General features: G+C 41.1%; 20 protein-coding genes and 1 other RNA gene. 11 read left to right on the top strand and 10 right to left on the bottom strand.

All coding sequences use genetic code 11. The features are described from left to right. Nucleotides 1-109 precede the first annotated feature (109 nt). Nucleotides 110-577, bottom strand: a complete 468-nt coding sequence (locus KO534_RS13680; RefSeq protein WP_215930226.1) for a DUF6491 family protein — start codon at nt 575-577, stop codon at nt 110-112. A gap of 264 nt (nt 578-841) precedes the next feature. Between KO534_RS13680 and KO534_RS13685 the strand changes: the two genes are divergently transcribed. Together KO534_RS13685 and KO534_RS13690 are read left to right on the top strand one after the other, a co-directional pair. Next, nucleotides 842-1,492 (top strand): peroxiredoxin-like family protein, encoded by a 651-nt coding sequence (locus KO534_RS13685; protein ID WP_215930227.1) that lies wholly within the window; start codon nt 842-844, stop codon nt 1,490-1,492. Between the two features lie 123 nt (nt 1,493-1,615). Beyond that, the gene (locus KO534_RS13690; protein WP_252732154.1) at nt 1,616-2,869 is read left to right on the top strand and encodes a Vgb family protein; all 1,254 of its coding nucleotides are present in this window, start codon (nt 1,616-1,618) and stop codon (nt 2,867-2,869) included. 219 nt (nt 2,870-3,088) lie between these two features. Here KO534_RS13690 and KO534_RS13695 read toward each other — a convergent pair whose 3' ends face one another. Next, on the bottom strand, nt 3,089-4,201 hold the full coding sequence (locus tag KO534_RS13695) for a hypothetical protein (protein WP_215930228.1): 1,113 nt from the start codon (nt 4,199-4,201) through the stop codon (nt 3,089-3,091). 352 nt (nt 4,202-4,553) lie between these two features. Further along, nucleotides 4,554-5,450, bottom strand: coding sequence for a LysR substrate-binding domain-containing protein (locus KO534_RS13700; RefSeq protein WP_215930229.1), 897 nt, complete (start codon nt 5,448-5,450; stop codon nt 4,554-4,556). Nucleotides 5,451-5,547: 97 nt separating this feature from the next. Here KO534_RS13700 and KO534_RS13705 point away from each other — a divergent pair, with 97 nt between their 5' ends. From KO534_RS13705 to KO534_RS13720, 4 genes are all read left to right on the top strand, one after another. After that, the gene (locus KO534_RS13705) at nt 5,548-5,691 is read left to right on the top strand and encodes a hypothetical protein (RefSeq protein WP_215930230.1); all 144 of its coding nucleotides are present in this window, start codon (nt 5,548-5,550) and stop codon (nt 5,689-5,691) included. A gap of 166 nt (nt 5,692-5,857) precedes the next feature. Beyond that, nucleotides 5,858-7,165 carry a M24 family metallopeptidase gene (locus tag KO534_RS13710; protein WP_215930231.1) on the top strand — a complete coding sequence of 436 codons (1,308 nt, stop codon included), beginning with the start codon at nt 5,858-5,860 and terminating at the stop codon, nt 7,163-7,165. Between the two features lie 44 nt (nt 7,166-7,209). Next, a complete protein-coding gene (locus tag KO534_RS13715) occupies nt 7,210-8,934 on the top strand; it encodes a DUF885 domain-containing protein (protein WP_215930232.1) in 1,725 nt (574 codons plus the stop codon). 2 nt (nt 8,935-8,936) lie between these two features. Next, entirely contained in the window at nt 8,937-9,590 is a 654-nt protein-coding gene (locus KO534_RS13720; protein WP_354667941.1) for a GDSL-type esterase/lipase family protein, read from the top strand. A 103-nt stretch (nt 9,591-9,693) separates the two neighbouring features. Here KO534_RS13720 and KO534_RS13725 read toward each other — a convergent pair whose 3' ends face one another. The 7 genes from KO534_RS13725 to KO534_RS13755 form a co-directional block, all read right to left on the bottom strand. Next, nucleotides 9,694-11,226 (bottom strand): methyl-accepting chemotaxis protein, encoded by a 1,533-nt coding sequence (locus KO534_RS13725; protein WP_215930233.1) that lies wholly within the window; start codon nt 11,224-11,226, stop codon nt 9,694-9,696. 168 nt (nt 11,227-11,394) lie between these two features. Further along, on the bottom strand, nt 11,395-12,147 hold the full coding sequence (locus KO534_RS13730) for a sulfite exporter TauE/SafE family protein (RefSeq protein WP_215930234.1): 753 nt from the start codon (nt 12,145-12,147) through the stop codon (nt 11,395-11,397). Nucleotides 12,148-12,149: 2 nt separating this feature from the next. Then, on the bottom strand, nt 12,150-12,617 hold the full coding sequence (gene ybaK / locus KO534_RS13735; RefSeq protein WP_215930235.1) for a Cys-tRNA(Pro) deacylase: 468 nt from the start codon (nt 12,615-12,617) through the stop codon (nt 12,150-12,152). 9 nt (nt 12,618-12,626) lie between these two features. Further along, nucleotides 12,627-12,917: a hypothetical protein gene (locus KO534_RS13740; RefSeq protein WP_215930236.1), complete on the bottom strand. Its 291-nt coding sequence runs from the start codon at nt 12,915-12,917 to the stop codon at nt 12,627-12,629. A 62-nt stretch (nt 12,918-12,979) separates the two neighbouring features. Next, nucleotides 12,980-14,194, bottom strand: a complete 1,215-nt coding sequence (locus KO534_RS13745) for an FAD-dependent monooxygenase (protein WP_215930237.1) — start codon at nt 14,192-14,194, stop codon at nt 12,980-12,982. Nucleotides 14,195-14,198: 4 nt separating this feature from the next. Further along, entirely contained in the window at nt 14,199-15,518 is a 1,320-nt protein-coding gene (gene pepP, locus KO534_RS13750) for a Xaa-Pro aminopeptidase (protein ID WP_215930238.1), read from the bottom strand. A gap of 51 nt (nt 15,519-15,569) precedes the next feature. Continuing rightward, nucleotides 15,570-16,139 carry a UPF0149 family protein gene (locus KO534_RS13755; RefSeq protein ID WP_215930239.1) on the bottom strand — a complete coding sequence of 190 codons (570 nt, stop codon included), beginning with the start codon at nt 16,137-16,139 and terminating at the stop codon, nt 15,570-15,572. A 255-nt stretch (nt 16,140-16,394) separates the two neighbouring features. On the opposite strand from KO534_RS13755, the gene ssrS reads away from it, so the two are divergent. The 5 genes from ssrS to KO534_RS13780 all read left to right on the top strand — a co-directional run bounded on the left by ssrS (nt 16,395) and on the right by KO534_RS13780 (nt 19,658). After that, nucleotides 16,395-16,576, top strand: a non-coding RNA gene (ssrS, locus tag KO534_RS13760) — 6S RNA. A gap of 36 nt (nt 16,577-16,612) precedes the next feature. Further along, on the top strand, nt 16,613-17,023 hold the full coding sequence (locus KO534_RS13765) for a hypothetical protein (RefSeq protein ID WP_215930240.1): 411 nt from the start codon (nt 16,613-16,615) through the stop codon (nt 17,021-17,023). A 160-nt stretch (nt 17,024-17,183) separates the two neighbouring features. Then, a complete protein-coding gene (locus KO534_RS13770) occupies nt 17,184-18,074 on the top strand; it encodes a ribokinase (protein WP_215930241.1) in 891 nt (296 codons plus the stop codon). Between the two features lie 19 nt (nt 18,075-18,093). Then, nucleotides 18,094-19,035, top strand: a complete 942-nt coding sequence (locus tag KO534_RS13775) for a nucleoside hydrolase (RefSeq protein WP_215930242.1) — start codon at nt 18,094-18,096, stop codon at nt 19,033-19,035. 23 nt (nt 19,036-19,058) lie between these two features. Further along, on the top strand, nt 19,059-19,658 hold the full coding sequence (locus tag KO534_RS13780) for a 5-formyltetrahydrofolate cyclo-ligase (RefSeq protein WP_215930243.1): 600 nt from the start codon (nt 19,059-19,061) through the stop codon (nt 19,656-19,658). The last annotated feature ends 23 nt before the right edge of the window (nt 19,659-19,681 follow it).

Raw genomic sequence — 19,681 nt, forward strand, 5'->3', positions numbered from 1 at the left:
GTTAGTTAGTTAGTTAGTAATTAGGTAGATTATTGCCGCCGTTGTTCGTTAGTTAACGAGGAAGCAGCCCACACAGTGAGAGTTTGGAGAGCGGGGCTGCTAAGTATTGTTAAATGCCTCTAGGGTAGCTAGAAGAGCCATTTACAGAGCCCTGTGGGTTTCTAAAACTAGATATATAAGCATTATGCAGCGAATCGAATTGCACAGAATGCAACTTGTACAAACCGGTAATAGTGCATTCAGTATACTTATCACCCAACCTTGCAACTTTGCTCTCTTTAGCTTTGACAACACCGTCATCTGAGTTTAAAAGAACCAGCTTTTTAGCAAAATACATGTTTTTACAACTATCTGCAGTGGTCAGTAAATAAGATTTACTGTTTTGTGCGACAAGCGCTATATGTTGGTCATTCAATACAAACAGATCAACCGCTTTAAGCGAACCTATACTCTCCATCGGAGACAGTTCTTCGTCCACAATGAAAGTATTAACGAAATTGTCATAATTATTGATGTTACTGCAGCCAACCAACGAAATAGCGGCCACAGCTAGAATACTCTTTACGTAATTCTTCATTTCATTCCCTTAACCTTGTTGTACACATACTAAGCAGTATAGAAACTATAACTAACCACATATATTTGCGCAAATCTAAATACAATTTGAGATAAACTTGGCTATCAAAATGACTCATCGAGTATCAATCACTGTAAATTGAACACTCCCTTTACTAGTAAAGTCCAATGATTCAAATCAATTTGAGAAAACGTTTTACACCAAATAACGGACAACAATAGATTTTGAGTGATAAACCACTTTCAAACATCTCGAGGAAATAAAATGAAAAGTTTACGAGAACAAACTATCGCCAAGGTTGAACAGGGTCGACAAGCTAATCCCAATTTTATGAAAAGCGTAGATGATGCAATTAATGAAGCTAAGAAATTTCAACAAGGTGCCAACGCCATTAACATTGGCCAATCTGCACCCAATTTTGAATTGCCGGATCCGCTGGGCAAGCCCTATACCTTAAGCAACGTACTCTCCCAAGGACCTGTTATTGTCACCTTTTACCGTGGCAGTTGGTGTCCTTATTGCAACTTACAACTTAGAGCGTTGCAATCTCAATTAGATGAGATTCATGCACTAGGAGCGAAATTAGTGGCGATCAGCCCTGAAGTGCCAGATGGTTCACTCACAAATAGTGAAATTCGCGACATGGATTTTATTGTGCTGTCTGACCAAGATGCACACGTGGCTGAACTGTATGGCGTGTCTTGGGAAGTACCAGAAGTACTCCTTACCCATATGAAAGTAGATCGTCAGTTAGATCTTGAAACAATTAATAACGGAAACAGCAGTATTCTACCTATACCTGCCACTTTTATTATTAATCCAGAGGGAATAGTGACTTGGCGCTATGTTGATGTTGATTATCGAACACGCTCAGAACCTGACGATATCATTAATGCATTGAAAAAATTGCTTTAAAAAATACCCAAAAGCTACCCTATAATTGTCGTGAAGGTTGAGAAAGAAATCGGCATTTTGTATTTATTTCGACATTTAATCATCACAACTCTAAGTTAAATTGCTTGAAGCGAGGATAAATTAATGAATTTAATTACCAAAATTTTCCCATTGTTGACTTTACTCTCGATGCACAGCAGCATTATTGCGCAAGCGAAATTTGACTCTAAATTTAACACTCATGGCAAACAATTGCTGCAACAACAATGTACCTTGTGTCACCAACTCAATAAAATTACGGGGAGCTCTGGCTATACACTTGGCCAATGGCAAGAATTGATAAGTACGATGACGGATTTATCTAATCATCCTGAAAGAGAATTATTAACGACTTATCTCGCGACTTATTACCCACCTAATCAAAATCGCCAGCCAACACTTCGCGCAGCTAGTTTGTCTTTAGATTTCAAAGAGTGGGTGGTACCAACATTAGGCCAACGTTCTCGGGATCCAATTCAAGCCTCAGATGGCAGCATATGGTGGGCCGGACAGTGGGGTAACTTAATTGGAAAAATTAACCCTAAAACAGGTGCAATGAAGGAATATCCTTTGCCAGCTGGCTCAATGCCTCACTCAGTGACTCTAGATAACGATGGTAATGTTTGGTACACGGGTAATAAAAATGCCACAGTTGGCAAACTCAACCCACACACAGAAGCCATAACAGTTTATAAGATGCCAGATCCTATGGCTAAAGATCCCCATACCGCAATATTCGATAAACATGGAACTATGTGGTTTACCTTACAACACAGTAATATGTTGGGCAGGTTAATCCCCTCTAGCGGCGATATTGAATTAATAACTTTGCCTACACCTAATTCTCGACCTTATGGGATCAAGCTCGATGCTAAAGGAAACCCGTGGGTCGCGTGCAACGGAAGCAATTGTTTAATCAAAGTCAATCCACAAACCCTACAACTAAAAGAGTACAAACTTCCTGACCCAAAATCCAAGGTTCGGCGTCTCGATTTTGCTAACGATGGACAACTTTGGTTTGTTAATTCCTCCCAAGGGCGTTTAGGTAGGTTTAACCCTAGTACCGAAGAAGTAAAAGAATGGCCATCCCCTAGTGGACCAAAATCACATCCCTATGCCATTGCCGTCATAGATGATGTTGTATGGTACAACGAATCAGGCATGCGCCCAGATACCCTAGTACGTTTTGATCCCCAAACTGAAATTTTTCAGAGTTGGCCAATCCCCTCAGGAAACGTCTATGCCGGAATCATCAGGCATATGCGTTCAACTCATGAGGGCAACCTGTTGATCCATCAAAGTAGCACTAATAGAATTATTCTGGTTACCCTCGACTCTGGCAAAGAACGAGTGAAATAACTAACATTTCGTTGCTCAGTTTTTTGTGCGAATATATTTGCTCAGATATCACTGCGATTGAGTTAGCTAAAATAATTTTTGCATTGATGGAAGTTCAAGATAAAACTGTGGATGTATAGCCAAGCGTTAATATTAAACTTTGCCAATACCCAGTCATGTCATCTAGAACTTCCAATCAAACCGAACGCTTTAATGAGAGCCTTTGTTTTAACGGCCCCCTTAATTATCGACTTCTTCCTCAAACTTCCAAGTAACTGTGCCGTTCATGGTTAATGAAGTATCGTTATCGGTGTTAATAGCCACTGCATCAGTAAAGACAACAGTTTGATTTTCCGAGATTATTTCAACACTACAGGTATCATCACAAACATAATCATACTCACCGCTTGTATGCACAACAGTCATTGATATAACGTGCCCAAATAGTGTGGTATCACCTATAACGATCACAAAACCTTCACTCGGATCTTCAACCTCAAAAGGTTCCAGCTCGTCACGACTGTTAATAGTGATTCCTCGACCTGTTAAAACAACAGAACTTTCTAAACCCGTAAGGTCATCCCTTCCATACACCGCTGACTCCACCTCTAGAGACGTACCATAAGCTCCAGTATCTTCACCAGACATCGTTATTGTGCCGTAATTTCCACCTTCACTACCTTCATTGCCCTCGCCTTCACTTCCTTCACCTTCGTTTCCTTCCCCACCATTGCCTTCTTCTTCATCGACAGGATCGTCCACCACGATTCCCAAACTCGCCCGCAGGTGAACCAATGCTTCATCAGCCGAGGTTAATGCTCGCGCACCTGCTAAGGTTATCGATGTTAAGATGCTCACCACATTTTGCACCTCACCATCGAACTCGAAATCAAATGTACTTTGTTGAAAATCTAAGGTTAAGCCTGTTGCTTCTGTTTGTTGCGCCGCAGTGATAGTGATCCCGTTTTCTGGGTCTCCGTCATCGTCCAGTGTTTGCAAAAAAGCAGCAATATTCACTACAGTTGCGTCAGTTTCGTCCTCTGCCCCCTCGACTAAAGACAATGGAGACAGCATTGCTGCACCTGTAGCACTACCAATAACAATACCTCCTACACTGAATGTTATCTCAGCGCCCACTTCGTAAGTAAAAGTGCCATCTACATCGGTGACTCCTTCTACACTACCTGAAACATAGCTTAACCCTTCAACAGGACTATCTATGAATACGCCTTCGGCCGTCTCGACATTATTTGTTGGGGCATTGACTTCATTTTTGTCAGATGAGCTTCCACTACCACAGGCAACCATAAAGTAAATGAGGGGTAGTAAAATAGATAAAATACGGATTTTCATATTGTTCTCCTTTTCGTATAGTTAAATTCCATTCTTTTAAATAACAAGCAGACTTTTAAAGTAAATAAATAAAAGAAAAGTTCATATTGGTTATTGCTAAAACGGTTTTACAAATAGGAACACCAGATTGGTTAATTTATCTACGTTTTTGATACTTGTCTAGGGTGTTTTTTATGACAATTTAAGGTCAAAAAAGCACTCACATTGAAAATTTTTGTCTAAGTAAAAAGTAAATTGAAAATAATTTAAAAAAAATTGAACTTAAACAATAACTGCTTCTCTGAGTATATAGTTTTTGTGTGTGTTCTCTTTTAAGCCTGATGATATATCAGGCTTTTTTTTTATCCATTTATTAAGCTTGCAACTCTGTTTTCAACCATTCAGTAAAAACATTAATCCTCGCAACTCGCGGCGACTCCTCGTCAAACAACAAACTAAACTTCAGTCCTGGTTCAATTTGAATTTCAAAAGGTTTGATTAAAGCACCTGACTCAATTAGATCTTGCGCCATACAACCTGAAGTTAAAAAAATACCATGCCCACTTAGCACCGCGTTAATTCCCATTTCCCAAGTGGTCACTTCCATCCAATTATTCCCTTGGGGATCCAGCGGAACGCCTGCAAGATTAAACCAGTCTTTCCAACTAAATCCCCATCTTCCGGCTCCAATTGCCTCAACTAGCCAACATTGATTGATTTTTTCTGGATGGTCTAACTTTTGCTCCTGATAGACTTTTGGCGAACAAACCGGAAACACAGGATCTTGAATAAGAACCTCTTGATGAACATTTTTATCTTGCATCTCACCCTGTCGAATAGCCACATCTATATCTGAATGTCGGACGTCTTCATATTGTGCAGATGCAACCGCCCTCACCTGAATATCCGGATATAATGCCGAAAGCTTCCAGAGTCTAGGAACCAACCACCTAGAGCAAAAAGAAGGGGATGCCGTTACAGTCAGTACTCCAGCCTGAGGTTCAACCTGAATACGATCAAATCCTAGCGATAACTCTTCGAACGCTTTTGATACAGCATTAGCAAGTATTTTTCCTTGTTTTGTTAGTCGCATTGCACGGCTTTCGCGAACAAAAAGCTTAACCTTTAAAGACTCCTCTAGATTTCTAATCTGTTGACTTACCGCGGCTTGGGTAATGGACAGTTCTTGCGCTGCCAAACTATAACTTTGATGCCTAGCTGCAGCATCAAAACAACGTAGTAATGCAATATGTCTTAATCGCCTATCCATTAGTAATACTTATATTACATGTCAATTTTGATTGTTCGCTTTTAACACACACAGCAGTCACAATATTTTCAACAAAACGAATTAAAGGCCCTAAATCATGCAAGAAGTTACCGACAAAATCCAGAAAAATAAAGATATAAACCCCAACATTGACGCACACAAACCTGGCACATGGGTCAATCAATGGTTAGCACAAATTGGCAAGTTTTTGAATATATCTCACTTATGCAACTATAAGTAGTGCTTAATTATGTTAGGCCTTTTGACAGTGACTAAAACTGTAACGAGAAGGCTACAAATTTGACTGTTACCCTGTTTACGTCATTAGCAAACACCTATAAAACACCGATGTTTTGTAATAGTCTGTATTCCCGATATATGTACTCGCATTTGTAAAAGGCTCAAACATGGAAATTAATAAACGTCAGTTCTTATTGGCCGGTAGCGCTGCTCTGGCAGCCTTACCCTTTGGTCATGCTGCTTCGACAAGCATCAAAACGGACAAAAGTAGTTCAGCATCCTCCTTACAAGATCTAACAAAAGATGTAGTGCCTATTTCAGCAGCAGAGCGTAATGTTCGTATCGCGAAGGCGCAACGTTTGATGCAACAGTACGATATCGCCGCAATGATATTAGAGCCAGGCGCAGCCATGGATTATTTTACTGGGATCCAATGGTGGCGCAGTGAAAGACTGACAGCGGTAGTGATTCCAAAAGAAGGTCAAATAGCCATTGTCTGCCCATTTTTTGAAGAACCAAGTATTCGAGAAAGTCTGACAGTAGGAGAAGACGTAAGAGTATGGCAAGAGCATGAAAGTCCATTTGAACGAGTCAAACAAATACTCAACGACAGAAAAATCAATACGGGTGCGCAGAGTGGCAACGTTATAGCCTTTGAAGATTCGGTACGTTATTTCGTGCAGCGTGGCATCATGTCACTCTTACCCAATATGCGAGATACCAGTGCTGAGCCGATTACTTTGGGTTGCCGCATGTTTAAAGACACACACGAATTGCAATTAATGCACAAGGCAAATGAAATCACCCTTACCGCATACGCGCATGTTTGGTCAAAACTTGAATTAGGAATGAGCCAATCTGACGTTAAAAATTTAATGTCATCTGCGCAAGCGACTTTGGGCGGCAAAGGTATTTGGAATATGGCGTTATTCAATGAAGCCAGCGCCTATCCCCATGGCACAAAACAGCAACAAAGCATTCGAGAAGGCTCAATTGTATTGATGGATTGTGGCTGTAGCGTCGAGGGATATCAATCGGATATTAGTCGTACGTTTGTGTTTGGAGAGCCAAACAAAAAGCAACAAAAAATATGGAATACGGTAAGGCAAGGGCAAAACATCGCGTTTGAAGCAGCAAAACTAGGCACACCAGCCGGAACAGTAGATGATGCTGTTCGTGCTTATTATGTTAAACAAGGGTTAGGGCCAGACTACCAACTCCCGGGACTTTCCCATAGAACAGGCCACGGTATTGGAATGCAAGGGCATGAGCCTGTAAACTTTGTACATGGTGAAACCGAAACATTACAAGCTGGCATGTGTTTTTCCAATGAGCCAGGTATATACCTACCCGGTGAATTTGGAGTACGTTTAGAAGATTGTGTGTATATGACACAAAAAGGAGTGCAATGGTTTACCGTACCGCCAGACTCTTTGGCTGCGCCTATTGGCAAACTGGCGCCACTTCCTATTTAATATCCTTAACAACAAATTCCATAGAATAAAGACAAGAGAAGCCTATGTTAAAAAAAGCCTTAGCTGTTGTGACTTTCACAACCCTTAGTTGGAACACCTTTGCTGATTCAAATCAGGACCTGAGCCACATCATCGAGCAGCACTGGCAAAATGCTCAAAAGGAAAAGGTATTCTTTCGTACCGACCCTGATGGCTGGAAACCTAGTGGAAAGTTAGCCGAATTCACTCCTAAGGCTATTGCCAGGCGAGCAGCATACAATCAACAAGTATTATCTAAACTTGACAATATTGACTCAAAATCCCTAAACGAAAAACAGCTAATGAACTACCGCTTATTTAAATATGAGCGTGAAACTGAAGCCCAAAGTCATTTGTTCCAAGACAAATATTTTCCAGTGAATTTTTTAAGCGGATGGCACACTTATTTTGCAGAAGCCCCCGCTAATATGGCGTTTTTATCAAGTGAGGATTATGATGATTTTTTGGTTAGTCTGGCCGACTACCCACGCTTTAATCAAGAAAACATCGCCCTAATGAAAGCGGGGTTAAAAGCAGGCTACGTACATCATTGCGAGAGTTTTAAGGACTATCATCTAACCATAAAACAACATATTGTGGACGATGCAAAACAAAGTGCTTTGTATGAACCATTCACTCGCTTTCCGAATACCTTTAGTCAACAACAAAAAACACACTATAGTGCTCAGGCCACTGAGTTAATTCAATCTTCGGTGGTCCCTGCTTATCAAAATTTTTACGACTTTTTTGTTACTCAATACATGCCTAACTGCCGCCAAGAACCGGGTATTTCCAGCGCAAAAGGCGGTTTAGATTATTATGCTTACACCGCAAATTATTACACCACTACCGATGCGACTCCGAAACAAATCCATGATTTAGGATTGAGTGAAGTCAAACGTATTCGCAGCGAAATGCAGGCAATCATAAAGCAAGTAGGTTTCGAAGGAAGTTATGCTGAATTTTTACAATTTTTAGCCACTGATCCCCAGTTCTACGCTGCCGATAGACAAGATGTGCTCGAAAAAACTGCTTTTATTACCATGAAAATGTACGGGAAATTGCCCAGCCTATTTGGTCATCTGCCGCGAAATACCTTCACGATAAAAGGCTCAGCCAGTAGAGGTGCCTTTTATATGCCGCCACCTGACAGTCGTACCCCAGGCACCTACTTTTTAACCTCTGAACCTTCACAACAGCCACTATATAACCTCGAAGCCCTCAGTCTGCACGAGGCCGTTCCAGGACACCACTTGCAAAGTGCCATCGCGATGGAGTTAGAGGTTCCAGACTTTAGACGTACCTTAAGTCATTCAGCTTTTGGTGAAGGATGGGGTTTATACTCTGAACGTTTAGGTAAAGAAGCCGGATTCTATCAAGACCCTTATAGCGACTTTGGTCGTTTAGGTTATGAAATGTGGCGGGCGGTACGATTGGTGGTCGACACCGGTATTCATGCTTTTGGTTGGAGTCGCCAAAAAGCAATTGATTATTTGGCTATACACACCGCACTGACTCAAAAAGCCGTTGAAAACCAAATAGACCGCTATATTTCATGGCCAGGTCAGGCACTGTCTTACAAGATGGGCGAAATCAAAATCCGCGAATTGCGGACCAAAGCACAACGAACCTTGGGGGCTAAATTCGATATTCGCAGTTTTCACGACACCCTAATTGGACAAGGATCGTTACCCATGGAAGTGCTTGAAGATGTTATTAACGATTGGATCAAAGTTCAAAAAGCTAAATAAAAGTGTCTACTCCTTTATCAAGCATTGCGAGTAAACGTAGTGAAATCTGGTGGCTTAAACGCCACCAGCAAAAGCTTGCCGAAATCCAGCAACTCAACAAAGCTATTGAGCTTCTATTTATTGGAGATTCAATCACCCACTCATGGGAAGTAGAAGGCCACGAATATTGGCATCAACACTTTGCGAAACATACAGCTTTGAATTTGGGATTTGCGGGAGATCGCACTGAACATTTACTTTGGCGTATTCAAAATGGAGAATTACGCAACCTTTCACCTCAATGGGTTGTGTTGTTAATTGGCACCAACAACGCTGGACATAGACTGGATCCCCCCGAACACATATCGGCTGGAATATTTACAATATTAAGCGAACTCCAGCGTCGACTACCATCAAGTAAAATTTTACTTATGGCCATTTTTCCTCGTAGTAGAAATACCAATAAGCCGATGCGTCAAAGAGTGGATGCGACTAATGTATTGATTAAAAAGTTTGCCGAACACCAACAAATACATTGGCTCGATATTAATCAGCAATTTCTAACCGAAGATGGTGTTTTACTGGAGTCTGTAATGCCTGATTTATTACATCTCAATGCTGCGCAATATAATAAATGGGGCCAGGCCTTACAGCACTATATTAATAATCATCGGTAACAAAAAAAAGAGCGCTCTGGATCAGTCACTATTTTGTGATAGTTTTACCGCTGCTAGTATTTTGAACAACAAAAATGCTCACTATATAGACGAACCGACTGAATTAACCGAAAGTTGTACCTAAGGCATTGAGTGCATTTGCTCTAACTTCTATATGACTTGACTCTTGGGCAACAATATCGGCTTGTTGCAAGTTTTTGGTCGACGCATCACTCAAATTGACTATATTTGCACGAATCTCCTGCGAGACCGCAGTTTGTTCTTCTGATGCTACGGATATCTGGTTAGCTAAATCCGAAATTTCTGAGACTTGTTCATAAACCTTATACACTATGTCTTGTGTATTTTTTGTATCGACAACACACTCTTCCGCTGACTCTTGGCCTTTAGACATAGATTTTGCCCATGAAAGTAAGGTGGATTGAATATCTCCCACGGACGACTGGATATGTTCAGTTGCAGCATGTGTTCGGCTAGACAGGGTTCGTACTTCATCTGCCACTACTGCAAAACCTCTTCCATATTCTCCAGCTCTAGCCGCTTCAATTGCAGCGTTAAGGGCTAAAAGGTTAGTTTGATCTGCAATACCTTGGATTTCTTGCATGATACTACTAATTTTATTGGCTTCTTCAGCTAACGCTTCTGCTGTACTTGCGGACTGGGCCACTTCAGCCGCAAGACTCGAGACTTTATCCATAGTAGTCGTCATGGAGTTAGTGGCGTGTTTGCAGTCTTGATGAACTGAATCAACTTTAGTTGAAGTTAACGCAGTATTACTTGCTACCTCAGCGTTTGTTGCCACCATCTCCTCTATTGCAACCGAGATTTGATGTAATTCGTCAGTCTGACGTTCAACTCCACGTTTGGCCTGATACGAACTTTCTTTAAGAACTTCTCCACCTTGGGTTAACGCTTGAGTACTATCTATGACTCGTCCAATAATTGTTTTAATTTTTCCCTCTTGCATTTTTTTAGAAAAATCAATAATACTGCTGTTACCGCTACCGGAAAACACAAAACGAGAAACGCTATCGTACTCCTCATTTTGAGAATTAATGTAGGAACGAACCGCAAAAAGTTCATCTTTGAATATCAAAAAAGGCAATATAATCAACAAGAAAGCTAAGAAAGGGTAATAAAGAGACGATGTAGCTAAAATCAGCCCTAGTGCTACAAAAAGACCATCCTTGATTCGCCCTGTAAACCATGACTTCCCTGTAGATTTTGCGTCATTAATTTGGGCATATAAGGTTTCCGCTCTGGCTTGATATTCTGGTTTTAGTACTGTGCGTACAGATTGATAACCAGTCAGTTTACCATCTTCAAACTTAGGAGTAACAAAGGCATCAACCCAATAATAGCGACCATCTTTACAACGATTTTTTACCGCTCCCCGCCAAGGTTGTTTTGATTGTAGTTTACTCCACATATCCGCAAAAGCTTGCTTAGGCATATCGGGATGTCTAACAATATTATGGTGTTGCCCAACTAATTCTTCGTATTCGAATCCTGCTACTCGACAGAAATTGGCGTTTGCATATTGCACCACACCCTGGGTATCTGTAACAGAAACCAGCTCTTCATCTGGTTTAAATGTAACTTCCTCATTTACAATAAATTTTTCTGTCTTTGCCATCGTAATTCTCCCAATGATGCGGTTCCTATTATTGTAAATACGTAATATAAAACACACTAAGAAGTGTTTTATAAAGTCCATAATATCATCTTGTTTAAGTATTGATGATAGGGTTAACAAAATAACCTTAAAAAAAGGAAATCCAAATTTGTTGTTGCCTAGCTATTTTCAAAACAACATTAAGATCGACGCAGCCCCAGTCATGACGATAACTAACCAGCGATAGTGTTTTTCTTGTATGCGTTTAACGATATGAATTCCACTCCATGCCCCAAGTGCGATAAAGGGCAGACTCACTGCACTGAGCATAAATGAGTTTAAATCGATACTGTGCCAGCTGAATAGGTGGAAAGGCACTTTGAACAGGTTGATAGCCAGAAAAAACCAAGCAGCAGTTCCAATATATTCGTTTTTGGGTAAACGCATGCTCAGTAAATACAATGCCATGACCGATCCAGCGAGGTTGCCAATCATAGTGGTGATACCGCCTAATAACCCCATCAGTAAGGCGAACCACAGGTAATCCGGTATTGACTCTTTATTGCCTTTTTCCATCCACAACATAATCGCCAAACTAGCAAAAATAATGACACTCATCACGGTTCGAAAAATTTGGTCATCAATCACATTGCCTAACCAAGTCCCAATGACTACCCCAACAGCAGCTGAAGGAAACAACTTGATCAAATAATGCCAATTGGCATGTCGGTGATAATACTTAACAGCGAACAAGTCGGCCATAATTAACATAGGTAACATCACACCGGATGAGGCCTTACCACCAAATATTATCGCAAGCAATGGCACAGCAAACATCGAAATGCCGTGGACACCAGTTTTGGCCATGCCCACAAAAAACGCCACTAAAAATAGTAACGTTAAAGTGGTGTAGCTAAGGGAATACCCAAATAGTTCTAACATAGTTACTGTGTGAGCGGGGCAAATGTTGCCCGTGTAAGGGTTTGTATATCTTGTGCCTTTAATTCAATCTCCAGCCCACGACGACCGCCGCTCACATAGATAGTAGATTTTTGTTGCGCTGAGTCATCAATTACGGTCTTTAGTGTTTTTTTTTGCCCAAGAGGACTCACACCACCTAATACATACCCTGTACTGCGCTGCACTTCGAGTTTATCGGCCATTTCAGCCTTTCGCCCTCCACAAGCCTTGGCCAAATTTTTCATACTCAATAAACAGTCGACCGGCAGAATCGCCACTACAAGTTGTTTGCCATCTAGCTTTACCACTAAAGTCTTAAAAACGCGGTCAACGTCTACCATTAGCTTTTCAGCTGCTTCCAAACCATAGGAATCATGCCCACTATCATGAGCGTATTGATGCAACTTAAAATCAATTTTAGCTTTCTTAGCGCTGTTTACTGCTGGGGTCAAAACCGTGCCCTATTTATCGCCAACACAAAGTTTTTGTACCCTAGCTTTCACTTGACGGATCATATTAATATCTCCCTCAGCCTCAGCATCAACTAAATCTAAACGCGCATCTTGGCATTTTAATTTATTGGCTTGGATTGCCAAATAGGCTTGGTCTTTTTGTTGTTGAATAGAGCCTTCTACGCCACTATATTCGGTTCGGTCCTCTGGACGCTTATCTTTTTCATAGGGTGGCGCTCGGTGAGAACCACAAGCAACAAGTGTTAGAGTGAAAACGCTAACAAATAAGAGTTTTTTCACGGAATATTCCTTTTAAATTTATATAGTATTTGTAGTTATTGAAATTTTTAAGTACAAAAATTTTAGTCTATATGTACCTTAGCCAAATCGGGCAGTTCGCCTTTAAGACCCATAGCGTGTTGAATGATTCTTTGTTTTGTGAAGGATGAGTGATTAGCCAAACTTAATCCAGTATCTCTGAGTAATTTTTTTAGTGGTTGATCGCCTGCAAATAAACGCTTAAACCCTTCCATTGCCGCAACCATTTTAAGTGCTTCTGTTTTACGCCAACGCTCAAACGGTCTTAGGTTTTTCGCTAAGCCAAAATCTTTGTTATGCATTGCTAACTTAATAATTTGTTCAGCCAATGCCGCTGCATCTAAGATCCCCAAATTAGCCCCCTGTCCCGCCAAAGGATGAATAGTATGCGCAGCATCACCAATAATCGCGACTCTATTATCCACCCATTTACGTGCATAACGCATTTTAAGTGGATAACTTTGCCTTTCACTCACAAGTTCGCATAAGCCTAAAGCGCAATCAAATGCTGCGGTTAGGGCTTTGTTAAACTGGTGCTCCGGAAGTTTGAGCAGCTCGGCTGCGTTAGGTTCGTCTTGTGACCATACAATTGAACAGTGCTGAGCATCCCATAGCGGTAAAAAAGCAAGGGGTCCGCTGTTGGTGAATATCTGCCTGGCAATGTTGTTGTGAGGCATTTCGGTTTTCACAGTTGCAACTATGGCGTGTTGGTCATAATCCCAAAATGTTTGCGCTAAATTAGCGCGTTTTTTCACCACAGAGTTAGCACCGTCGGCGCCTATCACTAATTTGGCAGTTATCTGACTGTTGTCATCCAGAGAAATAAAACATTCTTGTTGCCCAAAAACCAATTGCTGAATTTTTTTAGGTGCTAACAATTCAATAAAATCACTGTTTTGAGCCTGTACCCATAAACAATGGCGAATCGCTTGATTCTCAACTATGTGTCCCAATTGTTGCTTTTGCACTTGCTCTGATGAGAATTCTATCTTGCCAAAACTGTCTTGATCCCAAACCTGCATATCCACATAACTGCATATCCTGTTAGGGTCTAAATATTGCCATACACCTAAATTACGTAGAATATTCTCTGTCGCTAGCGTCAGAGCACTGACGCGTAACTGGGGGTCACCATTTGGCATTCCATGGCTTTCAATATTTTCAATGACAGCAACAGAAAGCCCGCTGTGTTTTAAAGCCAAAGCTTGTGTCAAGCCTACTATTCCTCCCCCGACCACTACAATGTCAAATCCACGCATCCTGTTAATCGCTCTTTTTTTGCATTAATGCTTCAATGTCGTTAATGGTTTTAGGTGCCGCTGATGTTAAGTTTTCATAGCCATTTGTTGTTATGAGTAAATTATCTTCTATACGAATACCAAGGCCGCGCCATTGTTTATCAACCTCTGCATCTGGAGCAATATATATACCTGGCTCTACTGTTAGTACCATTCCTGGTTTTAGGGGTCTATCTAGTTGGTCAACCTTATAATTACCCACATCATGTACATCCAATCCCAGCCAATGACTGAGTCCATGCATGTAAAACTCACGATAAGTTTGATGTTGGATATTTTCAGCCAATTCGCCCTTTAGAATATTTAGCTCAATTAAACCTTGAGTAATGACTGCTATTACTACATCACTAGCCTGTTTAAGAGTATTGTTCGGTTTTATTTGCTCAAAAGCTGCCAGTTGTGCTTTCAACACGAGTTCATAGAGTTGCTTTTGTGATGTTGAAAATTGCCCAGATACCGGAAAAGTCCGAGTAATATCCGCCGCATATCCTTGCCATTCACAACCCGCATCAATTAACACCAAATCACCGTTTTTTAACTGTTGATTGTTTTCGGTGTAATGCAAAATACAGGCGTTATCACCGGCCCCCACTATTGTGCTGTATGCAGGGTATTTGGCGCCTTGCATCGCAAATTCATGATGAATTTCCGCTTCGAGGTGATATTCATTTTTGTCAGCAGCTGCAAATTGCATGGCTCGCACATGGGCTTGCGTCGCTATGGTTGCAGCTGTGCGCATCATCTCCACTTCATAGGGAGACTTAATTAAACGCATTTCATCTAAAATTATGCGACTGTCAATCAAGCTAGAGGGGGCTTGTTTACTCTGCTTCGGCGCATCTCGCAATGCTTGCAATATTGCAAATATCAGTTCGTCGGCTTCGGGATTATGCCCCTGTGCAAAATACAAATTTTGGTGGCCGTCAACTAAATCTAACAATCTTTCATCTAATTCATCCACAGCAAAAGCCATATTAATTGGATAAGTATGTTTGGCTTGTTTGGGACCACACCTACGTCCATGCCAAATTTCCATAGTGGGATCTTTATCTAAGCAGAATAAAACACTCATATTGTTGCTATATTCTTGATGATTAGATAACACCAACCAAGCATCGGGCTCAGGAAATCCACATAAATATTGAAAATAACTGTCTTGCCGAAATGGAAATTCTGTATCACGACTACGTGTGACTAGACTAGCCGCTGACACTACACAAACACTGTTAGGTAGCATCTGTTGAAGCAAACACTTTTGGCGACTTAAAAATTCTAGATTATCCATGGGTAATGCTGTGACTCACTTTTTGGCGTTTAAAATGAAAAATGTAACGGGCTAGTGAACGGTTTGTGGTTCACTTTGCTGTTGTTCAGGAGACTTACCTAGTTCATTAAAACACAACATAGCAGTCACCCGTACATACTCCATGACTTCAAACAATGCCTGCTCAGATTCTTCATCTTCGCTCATTTCATCGTCCATGCGGGCAATTTCAGCAAAGTCTTGCAAACCTTCTTTTACATCCTCAGAACACCCAGTCAAATCATCCTGATGTAAACCAAAGCCCAACATAAAACCTTGGACCCAATTTAATAAAGCTTGGCCTCTTTCGTTAATAGGTGCAGAATCTTCTGGCAAAAACAAGACCAACGCAAAGTCACTTTCAACTAGTTGTTGACAGGTATTATCATAAAGATTTCTAAATGCATCGATTACGTCGTTTGAAAATGTCTCGCCTTGATGAATAAAGTCGGCCAGTGGTTCTAACCAATCTTGGCATTCTAATGGCATTCCCCCTCCTAACATGCCACAAAACATTCCTTGTACTTCAGCGGCTGAGGTTAAAATATCGTTGCGTTCTAATAACGCAGTTATAGTATCGTAAAGGTTGGTTGACGTATTCAAAGTGCACTCTCAATTGTTAGACAAAACAATGCTACCACTCCCGCCAAAGCAAATACATGATATATCCCCATAGGCTTTAAAAATGACTAAGTTAGAATTCGTAACCTATCTAAATCTGTTAACGCGCTAAGGACTTAGCCTTAGCGTATGGGTTTTGAATACGATATCACTAGTAACTCGGGCGACTAACAGATTATAATAGTGAGGTCTGTTGCTAGCTAATGTTTAATTGGTTAAACAGCAGACAATTGTCTATGCCTCCTGGGGTGTTTGCCAGTTTAGTTATGTCCCTGGCCGATGCTTTTTACCTAGGAATTTGATTCCACTACTATTGCGCAAGCTCGGCTCGTATCGAGAAGCCTAAGGTAGCGATGATTTTTCCGCCCTGAACTTTCGGTTCACGGGCTTACACCGAACAGCGGCATTTTGGGAGGCGTCCAAACTATCGATAACGGATTGAGATCAGTAGTCATATGAATGAAGAAGAAAAAATTCAAACTTACGGAAAAGAAGTACTAGAAGCGTTGTCTTCTTTAGTGAAGTGGAAATATGATGATTTTCACAAAGTAATGCTCGCAGAGTTCTCTGTAGATAAACAAGACCAAGTATTATTTACCTTACAACAAACGTTACCTGTTTGTTGGGATGCTAAAACAATCAAAAAAGCACCAGATCAAGTCAAACATTACGCCGGTCAATTCTCGAAACTGGTTAAACAGCAAAAGCTATTCAGTAGCAATATTGAACGTCAACCTAAAGTGATGGCAGCTTGGTGGCCTTGGGGTCATGGAGCGACTGTCTCTGTAAGATTGTTTTTAACCGACACTTCTCCCTATATTCCCAAAACAGGGATTATCCATAAGCTGTCACGCCTTTTTGCGTAAGGGCGGTTACCTTTAAATAAATTTGCTGCCAGAGAAAAAATCAATATACTTACAACTAGACCAAACGGTCAACTTTTCAATAAATGGTTAATTTATGAGTTTATTCAGCTAGAATAATTTCAAAACTGTAACTTTAAAACAAGAGGCACAACAGCGCATTATGGCCGTTATCAATTTTGGTTCAATCAATATAGATCATGTCTATCAAGTAGATCACTTTGTTCAACCTGGTGAAACCATAGCTTCAAGTCACTACCAATGTTTATTGGGTGGCAAGGGCGCCAATCAGTCTATTGCCCTAGCCAGAGCAGGTTCACAGGTACGCCATGTGGGTAAAATTAACGAGTCTGATGTGTCTTTCAAACAAACCATGATCCGCGATGGAATTGATTGTAAATATGTGTCATGCACTGAAACCGCTTCTGGGCATGCAATCATTCAAGTGACACCTTCAGCAGAAAACGCCATAGTGTTGTTTGGTGGTGCTAATCAAGAATTAACGTCTAAAGACGTGATGCAAGCACTAGATTCAGTTTCATCGGCAGATTGGGTTTTAACTCAAAATGAAACCAGCAGCATCGACCAAGTGTTAATTCAAGCCAAAGAAAAAGGATTACAAGTTGCTTTTAATCCCGCTCCTATGACTGAGTCAGTTAAACATCTTCCCAACGAATGTATTGATTTATTGATAGTGAATGAAGTAGAAGCGGAAGAAATTTCCGGACGCCAAGACTTAGATAAAATTGAAGAATATTTTCGCCAAGATTGGCCTCACGCTGAAGTCCTGATTACTTTAGGTAAAGCAGGTGTGCGGATGTTAAAGAAAGACAAAACCATTAACGTGCCCGCTTTTGAAGTTGAGGCTGTCGATACAACAGCCGCAGGCGATACATTTATAGGCTATTTTTTATCTGCATATAGTAGCCATACAGACTCAACGGTAGCGTTAAAACGCGCATGTGCAGCTTCCGCCCTAGCGGTAATGCAGGTAGGCGCAGCACAATCTATACCTAACGAAGAAGACGTGAACCGTTTTCTTGCTAAACAATAATATTTTCGGGAGACATTGAATGAGCCACAAAATTATACTAGATACTGATCCGGGGATTGATGATGCAATGGCAATTTTCTTTGCCTTTCAACACCCTGAAATCGAGGTATTAGGGCTCACTACTGTATATGGAAATGTACCAGTAGAGATGGCAGCTAAAAATGCAATTACCTTGTGTGCCCTAGCCGAGAAGAACATTCCAGTTTGCAAAGGTGTAGGCATGCCTTGGGTTGGTAAAGAATCTGGGTACGCCCACTTTGTCCATGGTGACGACGGTTTTGGAAATATCAATTTTCCCTCTGCTAAGGGCGAATTAGACCCACGTAGCTCAGCACAATTTATTGTGGATAAAGCCCGCGAGTTCCCAGGCGAGATCACAGTCGTTGCCATTGGTCCATTAGGTAATTTGGCTTTGGCCTTACGCCTTGAACCTGAACTACCTAAATTGCTAAAAGCAGTGTCAATTATGGGTGGTGCAGCTTTTGTTCCAGGCAATGTTACGCCTGTGGCAGAAGCCAATATTTGGAACGATGCGTTCGCTGCTGAAATTGTGTTTGGAGCATCATGGGAACTGAATATGTTTGGTCTAGACGTGACAAACTCCTGCCCCTTTACGCCAGGCTTTTTGACTCAACTGAAACAAAACAACCCTAAATTGGGTGGTTTTGTCCATGACGCAGCACAATTTTATGTGAAGTTTTACTCACAAAACAGAGATGAGGACGTGTGCTTTTTCCATGACGCTATGCCGATTGCACATTTAATTGATCCAAGCTTATTTGAATTACAAAGCGGCCATGCAAGAGTATCAACTGATCCATTAAACATAGGCCAAACCTCAGTTGCGCTACCTAACACTACAGCTAGTCCCGACTGGCTCAACGCACAGCAAATTAACGTGGCGACTAAGGTAGACAACGAAAGACTAACTCAATTGTACCTTGATACTTACAGTCTATAATTTAGTCTGTGGATACGTGAGTTATGTCGCAATCAGATGTTCAGTCAAGACAACAAATTCGACTAACGTATCGTAAAAAACGTCAACTGTTATCGCCTCTGCACCAAGCAGAGGCTGCATCGCAAATACTCACAACCTGTTTGCGATCAACGGGACTACCCCAAGCAAAAACCATTGCTTGCTATATAGCAAACGATTCAGAAGTTAATCCTCAAAGAATCATTCAGTTTTGCTGGCAACAAGGTAAACGCGTTTTGCTTCCTGTGTTACATCCCTTTAGCAAAGGCCATTTGCTATTTGTGGAGTACCATCCCAATTCTGCGACACGTAAGAACATATATGGAATCGACGAACCTATAGTGACAAGTTCAAACATCTGTACGTTAGAAAATATTGACCTGATACTGACTCCCTTAGTCGCCTTTGATGCTAAAGGTAACAGGTTAGGTATGGGAGGCGGCTACTATGATCGTACCTTAGCGCCAATTCGCCGCGATTCAATCGCCACACAAATTATTGGATTGGCACATACATGCCAACAAACAGATAAAATTATCGCGGATAGTTGGGATATTCCATTAAATGGAATTGCCACCCCAAAGCAATTTTTTAATATAAGTTAACACTGTGCATGGGTTACACTTCT

It is taken from the genome of Paraglaciecola arctica (genome assembly GCF_018861065.1).
GTDB lineage: Bacteria > Pseudomonadota > Gammaproteobacteria > Enterobacterales > Alteromonadaceae > Paraglaciecola > Paraglaciecola arctica_B.

What these genes read in the sequence shown, in the direction of transcription:
- KO534_RS13680 (WP_215930226.1), bottom strand. Translation starts at nt 577, where the DNA reads ATGAAGAATTACGTAAAGAGTATTCTAGCTGTGGCCGCTATTTCGTTG.
- KO534_RS13685 (WP_215930227.1), top strand. Translation starts at nt 842, where the DNA reads ATGAAAAGTTTACGAGAACAAACTATCGCCAAGGTTGAACAGGGTCGA.
- KO534_RS13690 (WP_252732154.1), top strand. Translation starts at nt 1,616, where the DNA reads ATGAATTTAATTACCAAAATTTTCCCATTGTTGACTTTACTCTCGATG.
- KO534_RS13695 (WP_215930228.1), bottom strand. Translation starts at nt 4,201, where the DNA reads ATGAAAATCCGTATTTTATCTATTTTACTACCCCTCATTTACTTTATG.
- KO534_RS13700 (WP_215930229.1), bottom strand. Translation starts at nt 5,450, where the DNA reads ATGGATAGGCGATTAAGACATATTGCATTACTACGTTGTTTTGATGCT.
- KO534_RS13705 (WP_215930230.1), top strand. Translation starts at nt 5,548, where the DNA reads ATGCAAGAAGTTACCGACAAAATCCAGAAAAATAAAGATATAAACCCC.
- KO534_RS13710 (WP_215930231.1), top strand. Translation starts at nt 5,858, where the DNA reads ATGGAAATTAATAAACGTCAGTTCTTATTGGCCGGTAGCGCTGCTCTG.
- KO534_RS13715 (WP_215930232.1), top strand. Translation starts at nt 7,210, where the DNA reads ATGTTAAAAAAAGCCTTAGCTGTTGTGACTTTCACAACCCTTAGTTGG.
- KO534_RS13725 (WP_215930233.1), bottom strand. Translation starts at nt 11,226, where the DNA reads ATGGCAAAGACAGAAAAATTTATTGTAAATGAGGAAGTTACATTTAAA.
- KO534_RS13730 (WP_215930234.1), bottom strand. Translation starts at nt 12,147, where the DNA reads ATGTTAGAACTATTTGGGTATTCCCTTAGCTACACCACTTTAACGTTA.
- KO534_RS13745 (WP_215930237.1), bottom strand. Translation starts at nt 14,194, where the DNA reads ATGCGTGGATTTGACATTGTAGTGGTCGGGGGAGGAATAGTAGGCTTG.
- pepP (WP_215930238.1), bottom strand. Translation starts at nt 15,518, where the DNA reads ATGGATAATCTAGAATTTTTAAGTCGCCAAAAGTGTTTGCTTCAACAG.
- KO534_RS13765 (WP_215930240.1), top strand. Translation starts at nt 16,613, where the DNA reads ATGAATGAAGAAGAAAAAATTCAAACTTACGGAAAAGAAGTACTAGAA.
- KO534_RS13770 (WP_215930241.1), top strand. Translation starts at nt 17,184, where the DNA reads ATGGCCGTTATCAATTTTGGTTCAATCAATATAGATCATGTCTATCAA.
- KO534_RS13775 (WP_215930242.1), top strand. Translation starts at nt 18,094, where the DNA reads ATGAGCCACAAAATTATACTAGATACTGATCCGGGGATTGATGATGCA.
- KO534_RS13780 (WP_215930243.1), top strand. Translation starts at nt 19,059, where the DNA reads ATGTCGCAATCAGATGTTCAGTCAAGACAACAAATTCGACTAACGTAT.